This window comes from Microvirga ossetica (assembly GCF_002741015.1).
In the GTDB taxonomy this organism is placed as follows: Bacteria; Pseudomonadota; Alphaproteobacteria; order Rhizobiales; family Beijerinckiaceae; genus Microvirga; species Microvirga ossetica.
This window is the reverse complement of sequence record NZ_CP016617.1, coordinates 256,202-270,470: the sequence shown is the minus strand read 5'-3', so window position 1 is coordinate 270,470 and position 14,269 is coordinate 256,202. Positions and strand designations below refer to the sequence as shown.

12 protein-coding genes are annotated in these 14,269 nt (G+C 63.1%); 6 read left to right on the top strand and 6 right to left on the bottom strand.

Annotation, left to right across the window (positions count from 1 at the left end):
* The first annotated feature begins 18 nt into the window (after window positions 1–18).
* Both BB934_RS29015 and BB934_RS29010 read left to right on the top strand, forming a co-directional pair.
* Complete coding sequence (locus tag BB934_RS29015) at window positions 19–894, top strand: tyrosine-type recombinase/integrase (protein WP_099509201.1); 876 nt, start codon at window positions 19–21, stop codon at window positions 892–894.
* 12 nt (window positions 895–906) lie between these two features.
* Window positions 907–2,121: an IS91 family transposase gene (locus tag BB934_RS29010; protein ID WP_099513420.1), complete on the top strand. Its 1,215-nt coding sequence runs from the start codon at window positions 907–909 to the stop codon at window positions 2,119–2,121.
* 671 nt (window positions 2,122–2,792) lie between these two features.
* Here BB934_RS29010 and BB934_RS29005 read toward each other — a convergent pair.
* The 3 genes from BB934_RS29005 to BB934_RS28995 all read right to left on the bottom strand — a co-directional run bounded on the left by BB934_RS29005 (window position 2,793) and on the right by BB934_RS28995 (window position 5,955).
* On the bottom strand, window positions 2,793–3,947 hold the full coding sequence (locus tag BB934_RS29005; protein ID WP_099513419.1) for an IS110 family RNA-guided transposase: 1,155 nt from the start codon (window positions 3,945–3,947) through the stop codon (window positions 2,793–2,795).
* Between the two features lie 212 nt (window positions 3,948–4,159).
* Window positions 4,160–4,723: a carboxymuconolactone decarboxylase family protein gene (locus tag BB934_RS29000; protein ID WP_099514252.1), complete on the bottom strand. Its 564-nt coding sequence runs from the start codon at window positions 4,721–4,723 to the stop codon at window positions 4,160–4,162.
* 14 nt (window positions 4,724–4,737) lie between these two features.
* Window positions 4,738–5,955, bottom strand: coding sequence for a YbfB/YjiJ family MFS transporter (locus BB934_RS28995; protein WP_237050512.1), 1,218 nt, complete (start codon window positions 5,953–5,955; stop codon window positions 4,738–4,740).
* A 98-nt stretch (window positions 5,956–6,053) separates the two neighbouring features.
* On the opposite strand from BB934_RS28995, the gene BB934_RS28990 reads away from it, so the two are divergent.
* A complete protein-coding gene (locus tag BB934_RS28990; protein ID WP_173909543.1) occupies window positions 6,054–6,929 on the top strand; it encodes a LysR family transcriptional regulator in 876 nt (291 codons plus the stop codon).
* Here BB934_RS28990 and BB934_RS28985 read toward each other — a convergent pair.
* Window positions 6,919–7,242 (bottom strand): nuclear transport factor 2 family protein, encoded by a 324-nt coding sequence (locus tag BB934_RS28985; RefSeq protein WP_237050472.1) that lies wholly within the window; start codon window positions 7,240–7,242, stop codon window positions 6,919–6,921. The genes BB934_RS28990 and BB934_RS28985 overlap by 11 nt on opposite strands.
* Window positions 7,243–7,739: 497 nt before the next feature.
* Here BB934_RS28985 and BB934_RS28980 point away from each other — a divergent pair, with 497 nt between their 5' ends.
* Window positions 7,740–8,735 (top strand): ABC transporter substrate-binding protein, encoded by a 996-nt coding sequence (locus tag BB934_RS28980; RefSeq protein WP_099513416.1) that lies wholly within the window; start codon window positions 7,740–7,742, stop codon window positions 8,733–8,735.
* A gap of 341 nt (window positions 8,736–9,076) precedes the next feature.
* The gene (locus BB934_RS28975; protein ID WP_099513415.1) at window positions 9,077–10,105 is read left to right on the top strand and encodes an ABC transporter substrate-binding protein; all 1,029 of its coding nucleotides are present in this window, start codon (window positions 9,077–9,079) and stop codon (window positions 10,103–10,105) included.
* 856 nt (window positions 10,106–10,961) lie between these two features.
* Here the strand turns inward: BB934_RS28975 and BB934_RS28970 are convergent.
* Window positions 10,962–12,011 carry an IS110 family RNA-guided transposase gene (locus tag BB934_RS28970; protein ID WP_099513289.1) on the bottom strand — a complete coding sequence of 350 codons (1,050 nt, stop codon included), beginning with the start codon at window positions 12,009–12,011 and terminating at the stop codon, window positions 10,962–10,964.
* A gap of 120 nt (window positions 12,012–12,131) precedes the next feature.
* Here BB934_RS28970 and BB934_RS28965 point away from each other — a divergent pair, with 120 nt between their 5' ends.
* Window positions 12,132–12,833 carry an IS6 family transposase gene (locus tag BB934_RS28965; protein WP_099513414.1) on the top strand — a complete coding sequence of 234 codons (702 nt, stop codon included), beginning with the start codon at window positions 12,132–12,134 and terminating at the stop codon, window positions 12,831–12,833.
* Between the two features lie 250 nt (window positions 12,834–13,083).
* On the opposite strand, the gene BB934_RS28960 is transcribed toward BB934_RS28965, so the two are convergent.
* On the bottom strand, window positions 13,084–14,106 hold the full coding sequence (locus BB934_RS28960) for an ABC transporter substrate-binding protein (protein WP_237050471.1): 1,023 nt from the start codon (window positions 14,104–14,106) through the stop codon (window positions 13,084–13,086).
* Window positions 14,107–14,269 lie beyond the last annotated feature (163 nt).

Below are 14,269 nucleotides of genomic sequence, written 5' to 3'. Positions count from 1 at the left end.
TCACGACAGGAGCCTTCGATGTCCGAGACAGCCATCAGCCCGCTGCGCCAGCGCATGATCGACGACATGACGGTGCGCCATTTCGTCGAGAAGACCTGCACTGATTACATCCGCCAGGTCAGACGCTTCGCGGCCTTCCTCGGCCGCTCGCCGGAGACCGCCTCGCCTGAGGATGTGCGGCAGTTCCAGTTGCACCTGACCAAAAGCGGCGTGACCCCACCGAGCCGCACCGCGGCGGTCGCGGCCCTGCGCTTCTTCTTCACCGTCACCCTCGATCGGATCGATCTGGCTCGGCGTCTCACCTTGGTCCACGAGCCGCGCAAAGTACCCCTCGTCCTGAGCCCGGCGGAAGTGGCTCGCCTTCTCGAGGCGGCCCCGGGCCCCAAGTACAAGGCAGCTCTGAGCGCGGCCTATGGCGCTGGGCTGCGGGTGTCGGAAGTCGTGTCGCTCAAGGTCTGCGATATCGACTCTCAGCGCATGCTCATCCGCATCGAGCAGGGCAAGGGCCGCAAGGATCGCTATGCGATGCTCTCCCCGCAATTGCTCGAACTCTTGCGCGACTGGTGGCGGATCGCGCGGCCCCTGGTCTGGCTCTTTCCCGGCCAGAACCCGGTCAACCCGCTCACCACGCGCCAGCTCAACCGCGCCTTCCATGCGGCCGCGCAGCAGGCCGGGATCACCAAGCGCGTGAGCCCGCACACGCTCAGGCATAGCTTCGCCACGCATCTGCTGGAACAGAACATCGACATTCGCGTGATCCAGGTCCTGCTCGGGCATGCCAAACTCGAGACCACTGCGCTCTACACCCGTGTCGCCACCTCCACGATCCGCGCCGTCATGAGCCCACTCGATCGGCTTACCCTGCTGAGACCGGAGCATCAGCCGCCCGCGTAAGGCGAGGTCGTCTTGGCCCGTCCAGGGCCGGAGGTCGCGGACATCTTCCGCGACCATGGACCGGCGTGGCGCCGCGCCAATGCCGGGCATATGAGCCTTGGCCAGCTCAAGGTGATGAGTGCGATCGAGACCTGCCGCACGGCGGCTCTCGGCGGGCACGTCGCGCGCTGCGCAGACTGTACGTACACGACCATCGCCTATAACTCCTGCCGCAATCGTCATTGCCCCAAATGCCAGAGCGCGGCGGCCCGGGACTGGCTCGCACAGCGCGAAGCCGAACTGCTGCCCGTGCCGTACTTCCCCGTGGTGTTCACGCTGCCGGCCGCCATCGCCGACCTCGCCTACCCCAACAAGGCCGTGATCTACGATCTCCTGTTCAAGGCCGCGGCCGAGACGACCCTTACCCTTGCGGCCGATCCCAAGCATCTCGGGGCGCGGATCGGCCTCACCGCCGTGCTGCACACCTGGGGCTCGGCGATGACGCATCACCCGCACGTGCACATGATCGTGCCGGGCGGTGGGCTGTCCCCTGACGGCACGCGATGGATCGCATGCCGGCCGAACTTCTTCCTGCCCGTGCGGATCCTTTCAAAGCTGTTCCGGCGGCTGATCCTGGAGAAGCTCGCCACGGCCTATGCGGCCGGGCAACTGCGGTTCTTCGGCGACCACGCGGATCTGACCGGTCCCAAAGCGTTCGCAGCTTTCCTGGCTCGTCTGCGCAAGATCAGGTGGTTCGTCTATGCCAAGCGGCCGTTTGCCGGACCGGAGGCCGTTCTGGCCTACCTCGCCCGCTACACGCACCGGGTTGCGATCTCGAACAGCCGGCTGATCCGCGCCGACGACAGCGGCGTGACGTTCACCTGGAAGGACTATCGGGTTGAGGGTCGCGCCCGCTGCAAGACGATGACGCTGGCTGTCGACGAGTTCATCCGCCGCTTCCTGCTTCACGTGCTCCCGCGCGGCTTTCATCGCATCCGGCATTATGGCCTCTTCGCTCACGGCTCACGCGCCGCCAACCTGACGCGAGCCCGCGCGCTGCTTGGTGCGCGTGAGCCCTGTGCAACGGTGACCGCAGACCCGACTGGCGCCACAGCTCCACCATGCCTGACGCAGCCCTGTCCCTGCTGCGGCGGGCGCATGATCATCATCGAGCGGTTCGCGCGCGGGTCTTCGCCAATACACCGGCCATCGTCCCCGAGTGCTGTGATCCGGGTCGACACCTCATGAAACCGATGGCCCCACGACGCTGCCGCCCTGCTGTTCGTCACCGCCGTTGGTCCTGCGCCAGCCACCCGGGCACTCGGCCGAATGAGGCGTATACCCCGCGAATGGAGCATCAATGGTCACCGTCGCGCCAACTCGGCCACGGCGATGATGCCCCGCTCCGGCTCATCGCCGCCACTCCGCTGGCTTGGACGCGTCGACGCCGATCCAGTCCCCGATCCAAAGCGCCCAAATCCCCATAGATGAGCGCACCACGCGCGGCGCCCAACTGTTCCGCAGGTTCCTTGTATGGGACGTTTGTTGTCAAGAGCGACGTGGTCTGCCTCTCTTTCTTGCTCCTTGGCCAAGCGTCCAGGACCGGAATGCGGAGCATTCCCAGCCGATCTGCCCGCGACGGGATCAGCCGTGTCAAACCGACCGAGGATAGAGCGGAGCCATGCCACGGGCGCCGAGTCATCGCGCCACAGCCTTGTATTCGGTGGGTCCAATGACCCCGAACCATGATGCAGTCATGCGCATCGGCGGCGAAGCTCCAAAGCAGCGGACCCATTCTTCCCTTCGGCATGAAAGCCAAGGAACCACATCGGGATCCCGCCACCTCGAACCGTCAGCGGCGAACCGTCACAAGAGGACGGACCGGGCTGAAATTGCTGGGGATTTTGAGCGTCCTCCGATCATTGTGCAGGGCGCAGAACGACGCCGTCAGGCACAATTCCCTCTCGCACGAACCGCCACAGGGCGACCAGGAGCTTGCGCGCCAGAGCCACAATCATGGTCTTGCGCGTGCCGCGAGCGTTCTCGGTGCGGGCTCGAAACCATTGTGCCAAGGCGCTGTTCTTCTGGAAGATGAGAAAGCGCCAGGCCAATTGGATCATGCCGCGCCGAACGCGAGCGTTACCAGAACGGGCCAGCCCTTTCTCCCGACGTCTTGTGCCGCTCTCATCGGGCGAGCCTGTGAGGCCCCCATAACGCGCGACGGCTCGTCGGTCGCGCAAGTGCCGCGCCAGCACCTCTTGCACCAGCATGTCGGCCGTCTCAATGCCAACCCCCATGATGCGCCCCAACAGGCGCACCATGGCATGGGGCCCGTCGCAGGGTGCTTGCTCGAGACGGTCCAGGCGGGCATCCTCGATCTGGCGGATCTGCTCGCGCACGAGCCGCCGGCGTTCGATGTCGCGACGGAGCTCAGCCAAGGTATTGGGCGGGATCGCCTCGCCCTCGGGGGTGAGCAGTCCTTCAAGGCGTTCGGCGGCCTTCTTCAGCTTGGGATTGAAGCTGCGGATGCCGAGCCGGATCAACGTGGCTTTCATGCGGTTGATGATCCGGCTCTGCTCTCGCACGAGGCGCTCGCGGTTGGGCCGCTTGGCATCTTCCTCCCTGATGGTCGGGATTGCGACCATCTTGCAGTGATCGCGCTCGCCACGCAGCCAGCCGAGAAAGGCGCGTTTGAGCAGCTCGGTGTCCAGTCGGTCGGTCTTAGCGCGGCGGTGTTCACGCGATACGGCGACGCTCGATCCGTGAATGACATGGGCCTCGATGTCGCGCGCCCTGAGCCAGCGCGCCAGCCAGAAGCCGTCCCGGCCAGCCTCGAAGGCGACAGCGATGCGCTTGATCCTGCGGCCCGCCTTCTCTGCTTCGTCTCGCCATCGATGCAGCAGCTTCAGCAAGGCGTCCTCGTCGATCGCGAGCTTCTTCAACGGCTGGCGCTCGACGCCAGGCACGATGCCGGCGACGAGCCAGCTCTTCAGGCTCAGTTCGATCACGCAGATCAGTGTGCTGTCCGGTTCGAGGGGAGCGAGGGACCGGCTCAGGTCGTTCAGCTTCTGCATGGGAGACACTCCATCGGTTCATCTCAGCGCCGATGGATATGATATCCTCGCCGCCGGTCCCATAGCATCTTCCCTGGAGGCTTCCGGACGCCGGCCCCAGTGCATGTGCCTACGTCGCGATGGCCGGCATCCGAAACCCTTCACAGTAGCTGACCTCAGCAGTTGGAACGCCAGACGCCAAGCCGGCAGGAAAACAGCTTGGGGGCTTCAGCTCAGGTCGCTGGCCCTGGGGTGCGCGCCACGTTCATCAGCCAGCACACCATGGCGAAGTAGCCTACCAGCGCGAGCAGTTCCACCACGGTCGGCTCTCCCCACTGCTTGAGTGCCTCCGCGTAGGTCCCGTCGCTCAGGCGGTGCTGGCTGATGACTTCGTGGGCAACGACGCGAGCGAGCTCAAGGTCGGCCCGCAGGTCGTGTGGCAACGGTTGCCCAGCGTCCAAAGCGGCCAGTGCCGCACTCGGCACCCCGGCGGCCGAAGCCAGCGCCAGGTGCATATCCCACTCGAATACATTGGACAGCTCGCGAGCGACAACGCAGATCGTCCATTCACGCAGCGCGGCGTCGAGCGTGCCCTCGTAGCGCAGGGACTCGCCTACCTTGGCCACCGCACGCAGCAGCGGCGGGCGATGCAGCAGGGGCCGGAAGGGACCGTACACGCCGCCACGTGGGCCGTTGATCAACTCGTCGGCCGCCTCTTGTTGCGCGGCGTCGAGGGTTGCTGGCGGACCCAGGCGTTCGGGCAAGCCTGCTTCGGGGAAGCTCAGGACAGAGGTCATGGAAGGAGCAGGGTTCATCGGAACTGCCTCAGAGGTGAGTAGGAGTGTTTGGCGTCGTGCCATAACCACGCCATCGTGAGCACTAACAGCGCGGTGGCGGTCGCATTGGCCCAGGCTAGGGCATCCCAGCCGGCCCAACCGTCTGGGCCAAGGGCGCGAACCAGAAGCGGGCCTGCAATCTGCCCGGCCGCAAACGCGACGGTCATCCGGGCGAGCAGCGGTGTCGGGTTAGCAGGTGCGTGCTCGCGGGCCAGTTGTAGACCGGCCATGGTGGCCACCATGAACGTCCCGCCCACCAGCACCGCCGAGGCGGCCAGGGCCCACAGGGCCTGGGTTGCCAAAGGTAAGGCGGTGCCCAGCGCCATGGTGCCGTGTGCCAGCGCCCAGACGCGCCGGCGCGACCAGCCCGATAACCAGCGTGCGGCGGCTGCAACCGACAGGGCAGCGGCCAGTCCAAACAGCGGCCATGTGAGCCCGAATACCAGCGGGTCGGGGAACTGCTGCTGGGCCATGGCGGGCAGGAACGTGGCCGGCACGATGTAACCGAAACCGGAGACGCCGTAGCATAGCACCAGGGCCAGGTGCCCGTGCTTGGTGCTTGGCGTCGCGGGGGACGAAGCATGTGCCCCTGCCGATGCGGAGGTCATGCTCCGATCCTGCAATCCCAGCCCTACCAACACCGCACCCGCGAGGGCGATCAGGCCTAGCTCCAGCCACAGCCATGTGGCCCGCTGGCGACCGCCAAGCCAGGCGAACGAGCCGGCCAGTGCGATGCCCAGGCCGACGCCGGTGTAGATCCAGGCGCCCAGCCGCGGAGCCTGCCGCCGGGCCAGTTCGGCCAGGCACCAACTGCTCGCACAGACCAGCACCCAGGCACTGAAGACGCCGGCGGCGGCGCGCAGCCCAGCACCGACGAGAGCTGTTGACCCTCCGCTGGTCCACGCCGCAGCCAGCGTCGTCAGCGCAACACCGAGCAGGGCCAGCCGCATGCCCCGGAGCGGATCCTTGGAGAACCAGGACGCCGTCAGGGCACCGACGAGGTAGCCGCCGTAGTTGGCCGCCGCCCATTCAGCACCGGCGGCGGTGCTCAGGGTGCCATCACGCAACATCAATGGCATCAGGGGCGTGAACGCGAACCGTCCGATGCCCATGGCAACGGCAAGGGCAACGATGCCGCCGGCGATCACGCTCCATGTCGTGCGGTCAGGGTGGACGGTGGAAGTGTGTTCCATGCTCATCAGCCGCTCGGATCGAACACCTCCGACACTACCCCTCTGAAGATGCATTGAATACTGAATTATCCGGACGTACAATTCTCCAAATGAGAATGATGGATCTGGACGACCTGCATATCTTCCGCTGTGTGGTAAGAGAGGGTGGCGTGACGCGCGCGGCCAACCGGCTGCACCGTGTGCCCTCCAATGTCACCACGCGGATCAAGCAGTTCGAGGAGCGGCTGGGCGTCACCCTGTTCCGTCGCCAGGGCCGCGGCCTGGCGCTTACCGATGCCGGCCGTACGTTGCTGGGCCATGCCGAGCGACTGCTTCAGATGGCCGACTTGGCCGAGCAGGAGTTGCGCAGCGGCGCTGTGCGAGGCGTCTTGAGGTTAGGTTCGCTGGAAAGCGCGGCAGGCGCCCGGCTGCCGCCGGTGCTGTCTGCGTTTCATGCCGAGTACCCGGACGTGTCGATTGAGTTGCAGACTGGCACGACAGCCGCGCTCCTCCGCCTGCTGGAGCACTTTGAGGTTGAGGCTGCCTTCGTGTCAGAGCCCTTCGAGACGGGAAGGCTTTCGTCGCTGCCCGCCTTCGAGGAAGAGCTGGTGCTGATCAGCGCCAAGGGCGCTCCTGCGCCCCGCAGTGCGGCTTCTCTGGGCGGCCAAACGCTGCTGGCCTTCCCGCATGGCTGCTCCTACCGCCGGCGCCTGGTCGAGTGGATGGCCGAGGGGGGCGCCTCGCCCGGACGGATCCTGGACCTCGGCTCGTACCACGCCATCGTGGCCTGTGTGGCCGCAGGCACCGGCGTGGCCATCGTGCCCGCAGAAGTGCTCGACCAAGCCGTCCTGGGCACTGCGGTGGAGCGCCATCCGCTGCCGGATCGGTTCCGCATCAACCGTACGCACCTTGTGTGGCAGGGCGAAGCCAGCCCGCCTCTGCGGGCGCTGATGGATCTGCTGCCGGGGGCGCACAAGGTGGGCATCATGCCTTGATGTCTTGGGCTTCGGTCTTGCGCGCGCCTGCGTGCAGTTGCCGATTGCCCCAACTTTGGAGCGCCCGCTGCGTGATGCTGGTGCTCTTCCACGCACCATCAGCCTTGGCGAAACGAAACTCGTAGGCCCCGCACGCGTTGTAGAAGTCCTCGCCCTCGCCCTTGAAGTCGCCGTCGAACCGCAGGATGAGGTAGTTGCAGCGCCCCTTCACGCCATCACCATCCCGCGTCAGCAGCAGGTTGGCGAAGCTGTGATGCTTGGCCAGGGTATCGACCGCACTGCGCCGGCGCTTGACGAACTCGGCGCCGCTCATGGTGCTGGGTTGTTCCCGCCCGAACGAGGCATGTCGATGAAGACCTCGGTCGCGAGACAGTTCTCCATGGCTGCCCAGACCCGCTTGTCGAAGGCGAGGAAGAAGCGGCAGAGGATATCGTTGATCGCGATGTGGTCGAGTGCGTTCAGGGTTTACGCCTGCAAAACTGAATTTCACACTTGCCCTGTCCATCGGTGCAGCCATGCAAGCGGATGCAACACTGTGCATTCTATGCCAGCTCCGCAGCAATCGGGTCGTCGTAGGGAGGAGCGGTTACGTGTAACCCACGGCAGCGGAGTGAAACGCAGCCATGTTCCGAATGAGCGGCGCGCAAACCAGACGATGGGTCCTCGCTGCCAGCGCAGATAGGGCGTATAATTGTCTTCATCGTTGGTGGGGATCGATCGCGCGGAGCGACTGGAGAGCACAAGACTCCCGCTCCTCACGGCGCGCTTACGTTCTTTTGCTCGGTTTTTCAATTCAGGAGGGTCGATCCGATGCAGATCATTCAAGATCGCCGCACTTTCCTAGCTGGCCTAACGGCTGCTGGCACTGCAGGCCTTATCGGCACCTCGGCACCAGCTTGGGCTGAGCCGCCCCCGGAAACGACCACCATCCGCCTCCCCGCAATCCCTGCCGCGTGCATGGCGCCACTATACCTCGCCAAAGATCTGCTTCTTGGAGAAGGCTTTGCCGAAGTCCGCTATGTGCCAACACCGATTATTTCAGCGGGCATGGTGGCGGATGGCGAGATCGACGTCAGCCTTGAGGCCTGCGTCGACTTTCTCCCGCTTGTCGATGTCGGCAGACCCTTGACGATACTATCCGGGGTTCACGTGGGATGCATGGAACTGCGTGCCAAGGACAGCATCAAGAGCATCGGGGACTTGCGAGGAACACGGGTGGGAGTCTCCGCCATCGGCGCAGCAGATCATCTGCTGGTAAGCGCGATGGCCTCTTATGTCGGAGTCGACCCCGGAGAGGACATCAAATGGGTGACAAATTCGTCGGTGAGCCAGGCCGACCTCTTCACCGCCGGTGAGATCGATGCCTTCATCGGCGCCCCGCCTGAGCCCTCGCAGCCGTGCATGCGCAACGTCGGGCACGTCGTCGTCAATACTGCCGATGATCGCCCCTGGTCTAACTATTTCTGCTGCATGGTGACCGCCAATGCCGATTTTGTGAGCAGGAACCCGGTCGCGACCAAGCGTATGTTGCGTGCTATCTTGAAAGCGACTGACATCTGCCACACGCAATCAGAGATGGCGGCGCGACGGATGGCCGATGTCGGCTTCTCGCCCGAGTGTGCGCTGACAATCCTGAAAGACGCACGCTACGGCTTGTGGCGAGAGTATGACCCAGAAGACACCGTGCGTTTCTTTACCCTGCGGCTGTCTGAAGTGAGAATGATCAAAAAGACGCCAAAAGACGTTATCTCGAAATTTACAGACTGGCGCTTCCTCGACGAGCTAAGGCGGGAGATGAAAACGTGAATGGATAGCAATTGATTGCTCGCCACGTCAGGAGGCTCAGGGCATAATTGCGGCCCGCAGGGCGGCAAGATGACCCGGAGTGTGGCCCGTCCTCGCCAATCTCCGGTGCTCCGGCGCTCGGTTCATGGGAGTCGGGCTGCTGGTTCGAGCCTCTGCAACGAGCGCTACACAACGGGTCAAGATCAGCTTATCGCCATTGTGTCAGTCCCCGGGCATATCCGACATAGCGCAGATGTGCTAGTTTCGTCGCCAGCGGGGGCCTTAAGTCCGCGCAAACACGGTCGGCCCGACTTCGGCCCCCCGGAAGCCCTACCGTCTAAGCCGATTTCGAGGAGGTCCTGATGCATCCGAATCGTCGCGACTTGCTATTGGCTGGGGCATGTGCTGGCTCGACCGCGCTATTTTGGAGCACTGCGGCTCGGCTCAGGGCAGAAGTGATCGATGATCCGCCCCCAGAGACGACGACAATCCGCCTCGTGAAGAGCCCGGGCATCTGCATAGCCCCACAGTACGTGGTAAGCGACCTGCTAAACGCCGAGGGGTTCACAAACGTCGTTTACGTTGATGCTGGCTACGTTGAACTTGGTAGCGGTGTGTACCAAAATAAAACATTGGGGAAAGATCTCGACTTCAACGTGGATTTCTCTGGTCCACTTCTTCTTGCGATCGAACGGGGCCTTGGCGTTACCGTTCTGGCGGGGGTTCATGTCGGCTGTTTCGAGCTATCCGCCAAGGAGGACGTACGCAGCGTCGCCGGTTTGAAGGGTCGAACCGTCGGCATTCAGGGGCTTGAGTCACCCCAACACGTTTTCCTCAGCGCGATGGCGACGCTTGTTGGACTTAATCCCGTCAAGGATATCGAGTGGGTGACGAGCGCGAAGGTCAAACCTATCGAGTTGTTTACCGAGGGCAAGATCGACGCCTTCCTCGGATTTCCTCCAGAACCACAGCGTTTGCGTGCGCAGAACATCGGTCATGTTATCCTCAACAGTGCGCAGGATCGTCCCTGGTCGCAATATTTTTGCTGCATGTTGGCGGGGGATCGAGAATTTGTCCGAAAAAATCCCATCGCTACTAAACGTGTGGTGCGTGCCATGCTGCGGGCGACAGATTTGTGCGTGAGCGAGCCAACCCTTGTTGCGCAGCGTATGGTAGATAGGGGCTTCACGCCGCGCTTGGACTATGCGGTTCAGACGCTTGCGGACGTGCCGTACAACCGCTGGCGTGATTATGATCCCGAGGACACAATCCGTTTTTACGCGCTTCGGCTGCGCGAATCGGGGATGCTGAAATCGAGCCCCGCGAAAATCATCGCAGATGGAGCCGACTGGCGGTTCCTCAATGAGGTTCGACGTGAACTTGGAGGCTGACCCTTTTCTCGGTCAACGCCCACTTGCTGCAGCTGCAATGCATGCGCACGTTTGTGGCGGCACATAGCTGCCTCCACCCGCGAGGATGTCTTCCACGTGGTTGGCTTCGATCACCGGTCGCCTTCCGCCCGATGATCAAGCGGCTCTCTTTAGGCGAGACCTTCAGCACATTCCGTCGGGCTCAGGTCAGACCGTTGCCATCAGCGACATTCGCTCGATCGGAGAGTCCTCGATCGAATTCCGTTCCCGGCACGCGACAGACAGCATCGCTGCACTAGTAAATACCCCGGATGCTGCCTTTCGGCATCAGGGAGACTGCACATCCTCTTCAGCGATTTTTGCGCGCGCTCTACCGTCGAGTGACCCTCGAGATGAGGTGAGTTGGAACGCTGAGACGGGTTTATGGAACCCCTTCAGCGTTAAATGACCGACTGGAGTAGCTTCGATTTTGTCTTGCAGAGACGGTCACAAGTATTTGCCCCGGCCTTGCCTCGTCGCACAGTCGGCAGGCGAGGTTTGGAATTGTGCCGATGACAGAGTACTCCAACCGGCGCTCGAATCCGGATGTTGTCATGTCTGGATGGCGCCCGTTTGGCAATGTGATTGTTGTTGACGTTTAGGCCTAGCGGGGCGGGTGCAGTCATGTCTCCGGCCTTTGAACGCGGTGCTTCATGACCGCCGGCCCTGATGTTTTACGCTGGAAGCTGGTCCCTCTCACATTATCGCGCTCGACTGACGCAAGACAACGTCACGGGTTTGCCAGATCCGGCGGTCCATATCCGCTTTGGCTTCACATCATCTCATCGTCACCGTGCCAACTGGGATGCCCTATGGGCAGATCGTTTGAACTGGTCGCCTATGCCGCCGACGCTGCAACTCCCTTGCTCCCGGGCTCGTAAGTCGTGCTCCTGGCCATCACCGCCCAGGCGATCCGGGCCATCTTGTTGGCCAAGGCGACGGCGACCACCTTGAACGGCTTCTTGGCCAGCAGAGACCGGGCCCAGTCAGCCATAGCCGTCCTGGTCTTGCCAGACTTCATGCTGTAGAGCGCAGCGTGCGCACCGACGACCAGCAGCTTGCGCAAGTGCCGGTTGCCCATCTTGGAGATGGAGCCCAGCCTCGCCTTACCGCCGGTTGAGTGCTGCCGCGGCACGAGGCCGAGATAGGCTGCGAACTCCCGGCTGCCCTGGAACAGGCTGGCGTCCGGGACGCTGGCCGCGAGACAGGAAGCGACAATCGGACCAATGCCGGGGATGGCGGCCAGTCTCATGCTGACCGGATCGCTGCGATGGGCCGCCAGAATGGCCTTATCGAGCTTGGCAATCTGCGTCTCGATCCCGAGCAGCATCGTGGCCAAAGGCTGAAGCGCAGTTCGAGCTGCCGCGGGGAAGTCTGGATTGGCCTCCTCGTGGAGTAAGGCGATCAGCTGGCGCGTGTTGCGAGCGCCTTGCGCCACCACGATGCCCAACTCTGCAAAGTGACCGCGCAAGGCATTGATCAGGGCAGTTCGCTGCCCGATCAGGAGATCGCGGGCTCTGTGTAGCATGAGAGTGCTTTGCTGCTGTGGACTTTTGACCGGGACGAAGCGCATCGACGGCCGCGCGACGGCCTCACAGATCGCCGCCGCGTCCGCGGCATCATTCTTCTGCCGGCGCAGATAGGGTTTGACGTAGGCGGGCGGGATCAGACGGACGTCATGCCCGAAAGCCATGAGCGTCCGAGCCCAGTGATGAGCCGTCGCGCAGGCCTCCATCCCGATCAGGCAAGGCGGCAGCCTGCTGAAGAACCCCTGCACCTGGCTGCGCCGCAGCGCCTTGCGCAGGACGATCTTTCCACTCCTGTCCACCGCGTGCAGCTGGAAGACGTTCTTTGCGATATCAAGGCCGATCGTGGCAATCTCAGACATGGAAGTGATCCTCTCCGGTTCTTCAACATGCCCATTCTGGCACGTCGACGCTGGTGGAGGGCGCCATCCACGACATCACGTTAACCCGGACATGAGTTCGAGCGGTGTAGATGGTCCGGCATGAGCAAGCCTGTCAGTTACAAACGCCATCGCTTTGTGCCTGAGATCATCGCCCATGCGGTCTGGTTGTATTTCCGGTTTCCTCTGAGCCTGCGGCTGGTCGAGGAGATGCTGCTCGAGCGCGGCATTGTCGTCTCCTACGAGACGGTCCGCCGCTGGGCGCTGAAGTTCGGGCCGGCTTACGCCCGCCGCCTCAGGCGCAAGACGCCAAGCCGCCGCGACATCTGGCACCTCGATGAGGTCGTGGTCACGATCTCTGGCCAGAAGCACTGGTTGTGGCGGGCGGTGGATCAGGATGGATACGTCCTGGATGAGATCGTTCAGAGCCGGCGCAACACCACGGCTGCCAAGCGCTTGCTGAGGCGTCTCTCGCGCAAGCAGGGCTGCCCACCCCGGCGCATGATCACCGACAGGCTCGGCTCCTACGCGGCCGCCCAGCGCCTGGTTATGCGAGAAGTCGAGCACCGCTCGCACAAGGGGCTCAACAATCGGGCGGAGAATTCGCATCTGCCCTTCCGTCGACGAGAGCGGGCAATGCAAGGCTTTCGATCGCCCAGCTACCTGCAGCGGTTCGTCAGCGTCTTCTCGGCCGTCCGCAATCTCTTCGTTCCACCCCGCTCCCGCCGTTCTGCTCCTGCCATCCATCTGCACCGCCTCAACGCCATGGCGGAATGGAAGGCTATGGCCAACATTGCTGCTTGAGCCTCTCCGACAACCAAATTGGCCCCAGTGCGCCTGGCGCCAGTTAACGTGACAACGCCATGCCGAAAGCCACCGAGAATCTCAGGTTAAATGTCCAAGCTTTCGTCTCACAACACAGGCTAAGTCGCTGAAATCATGAGATCGCCTGTCTCACGCCAGAGTGCTCAGTGAGACAGTCAGCTTGAAGGGCGGCATTCGATGCTGGTTCACAGTCAACAGCAGATATCCACACTTACGCGCCCAACAAGCGCTATCCCTTCAGCTCCTTCTTCAGTTCGTTGAAGAATCGCCAGTCGGTGCCCTGGGCGAGAAGTTTCTGGGGGCTGCTGTTGAGCATCCCGACCTCGTGGAGGCGCAGGGCGTAGAAGCGCAGAGTGTCCTCAGCGCTATACTCACGCCACTGACCGTAGGGGAGCTTCTTCATGACCTGGAGGGCATGGTCATAGCGCTTAGTATAACCCTGATCCACCATGAACTGCGCGGACTGCTCGGGCTCGCTGGCGCAGAAATCCGCCGCTTTCAAGATGGCGCGGAGGGCGCGTTTGGTGGCCACCGGAGACGTGCGGACGAACTCCCGATTCCCAGCCAGCATGCAGCAGAAGTATCGCGACCAGGGCCGGTCCGCGGTGCTGTCAATCACCACATGGCCGATCTGCCGCTCCCGCATCTCCTGCGGTTCGGGGGGAAAGCCCAGGTAGGCATCGATCTTCCCCTCACTTAGGAGCCGGATGGACTCGGGTCCCGGATGCGTGACGAGGTGTATGTCCTTATGGAGGTCCAGGCCCACATACGCCGGCATACTGGCGAGAAAGACGTATCGGCTGGAATCGAGCGCCGGCACGGCCACGGTCTTCCCCTTGAGGTCGCGGATCGTCTGAACCCGATCCGTCCCGAACAGTTCAAAGCAGCCGACGTGGAGTCCCGCCAGGATGATGATGGGATCCCCCGCCTCCAGGCGGAGAAGGAGCGGGGCGGCGAAATGCCCATTGAGGTCGGCTTCACCGGAGGCGAGGGCCGACTCGATGTCTGCAGTTCCCTCTTTTCGGAGGAAGTGCACCTCGGTGAACCCTTCGCTGCGCAGCAGTTCTTCGGCTACATACGAAGGGGCTTGACAGATGCTGGGAATCCGGACGAGCCGGATCCGCGTCGTTTCAGGCGGCGGCTCCGCAGCGGCTCGCGTGGGGTGCCAGCCCAGGAGCCCCGCTGTCCCCGCCAGCGTAATCCCACGAAGGAACCTCCGTCGGCTGAATGGTCCAGCATATAGGGTATGCATGAGAACCTCCCTTCCAAATGATGGTCAGTATGACAGGCTGCAAAGAAACACCTATCGAACCGCTTGGCAGACAAAGACCTTCTCGCCTCCTCTCATGCCGACCTTTACCATACATTCATCCGGCACGAGCCTCGATGGCGGCCCGGTGCGTTGGAAGGATCAT

What these genes read in the sequence shown, in the direction of transcription:
- BB934_RS28960 (WP_237050471.1), bottom strand. Translation starts at nt 14,106, where the DNA reads ATGCATACCCTATATGCTGGACCATTCAGCCGACGGAGGTTCCTTCGT.
- BB934_RS29005 (WP_099513419.1), bottom strand. Translation starts at nt 3,947, where the DNA reads ATGCAGAAGCTGAACGACCTGAGCCGGTCCCTCGCTCCCCTCGAACCG.
- BB934_RS28970 (WP_099513289.1), bottom strand. Translation starts at nt 12,011, where the DNA reads ATGTCTGAGATTGCCACGATCGGCCTTGATATCGCAAAGAACGTCTTC.
- BB934_RS28980 (WP_099513416.1), top strand. Translation starts at nt 7,740, where the DNA reads ATGCAGATCATTCAAGATCGCCGCACTTTCCTAGCTGGCCTAACGGCT.
- BB934_RS28985 (WP_237050472.1), bottom strand. Translation starts at nt 7,242, where the DNA reads ATGAGCGGCGCCGAGTTCGTCAAGCGCCGGCGCAGTGCGGTCGATACC.
- BB934_RS28965 (WP_099513414.1), top strand. Translation starts at nt 12,132, where the DNA reads ATGAGCAAGCCTGTCAGTTACAAACGCCATCGCTTTGTGCCTGAGATC.
- BB934_RS29015 (WP_099509201.1), top strand. Translation starts at nt 19, where the DNA reads ATGTCCGAGACAGCCATCAGCCCGCTGCGCCAGCGCATGATCGACGAC.
- BB934_RS28975 (WP_099513415.1), top strand. Translation starts at nt 9,077, where the DNA reads ATGCATCCGAATCGTCGCGACTTGCTATTGGCTGGGGCATGTGCTGGC.
- BB934_RS29000 (WP_099514252.1), bottom strand. Translation starts at nt 4,723, where the DNA reads ATGACCTCTGTCCTGAGCTTCCCCGAAGCAGGCTTGCCCGAACGCCTG.
- BB934_RS28990 (WP_173909543.1), top strand. Translation starts at nt 6,054, where the DNA reads ATGGATCTGGACGACCTGCATATCTTCCGCTGTGTGGTAAGAGAGGGT.
- BB934_RS28995 (WP_237050512.1), bottom strand. Translation starts at nt 5,955, where the DNA reads ATGGAACACACTTCCACCGTCCACCCTGACCGCACGACATGGAGCGTG.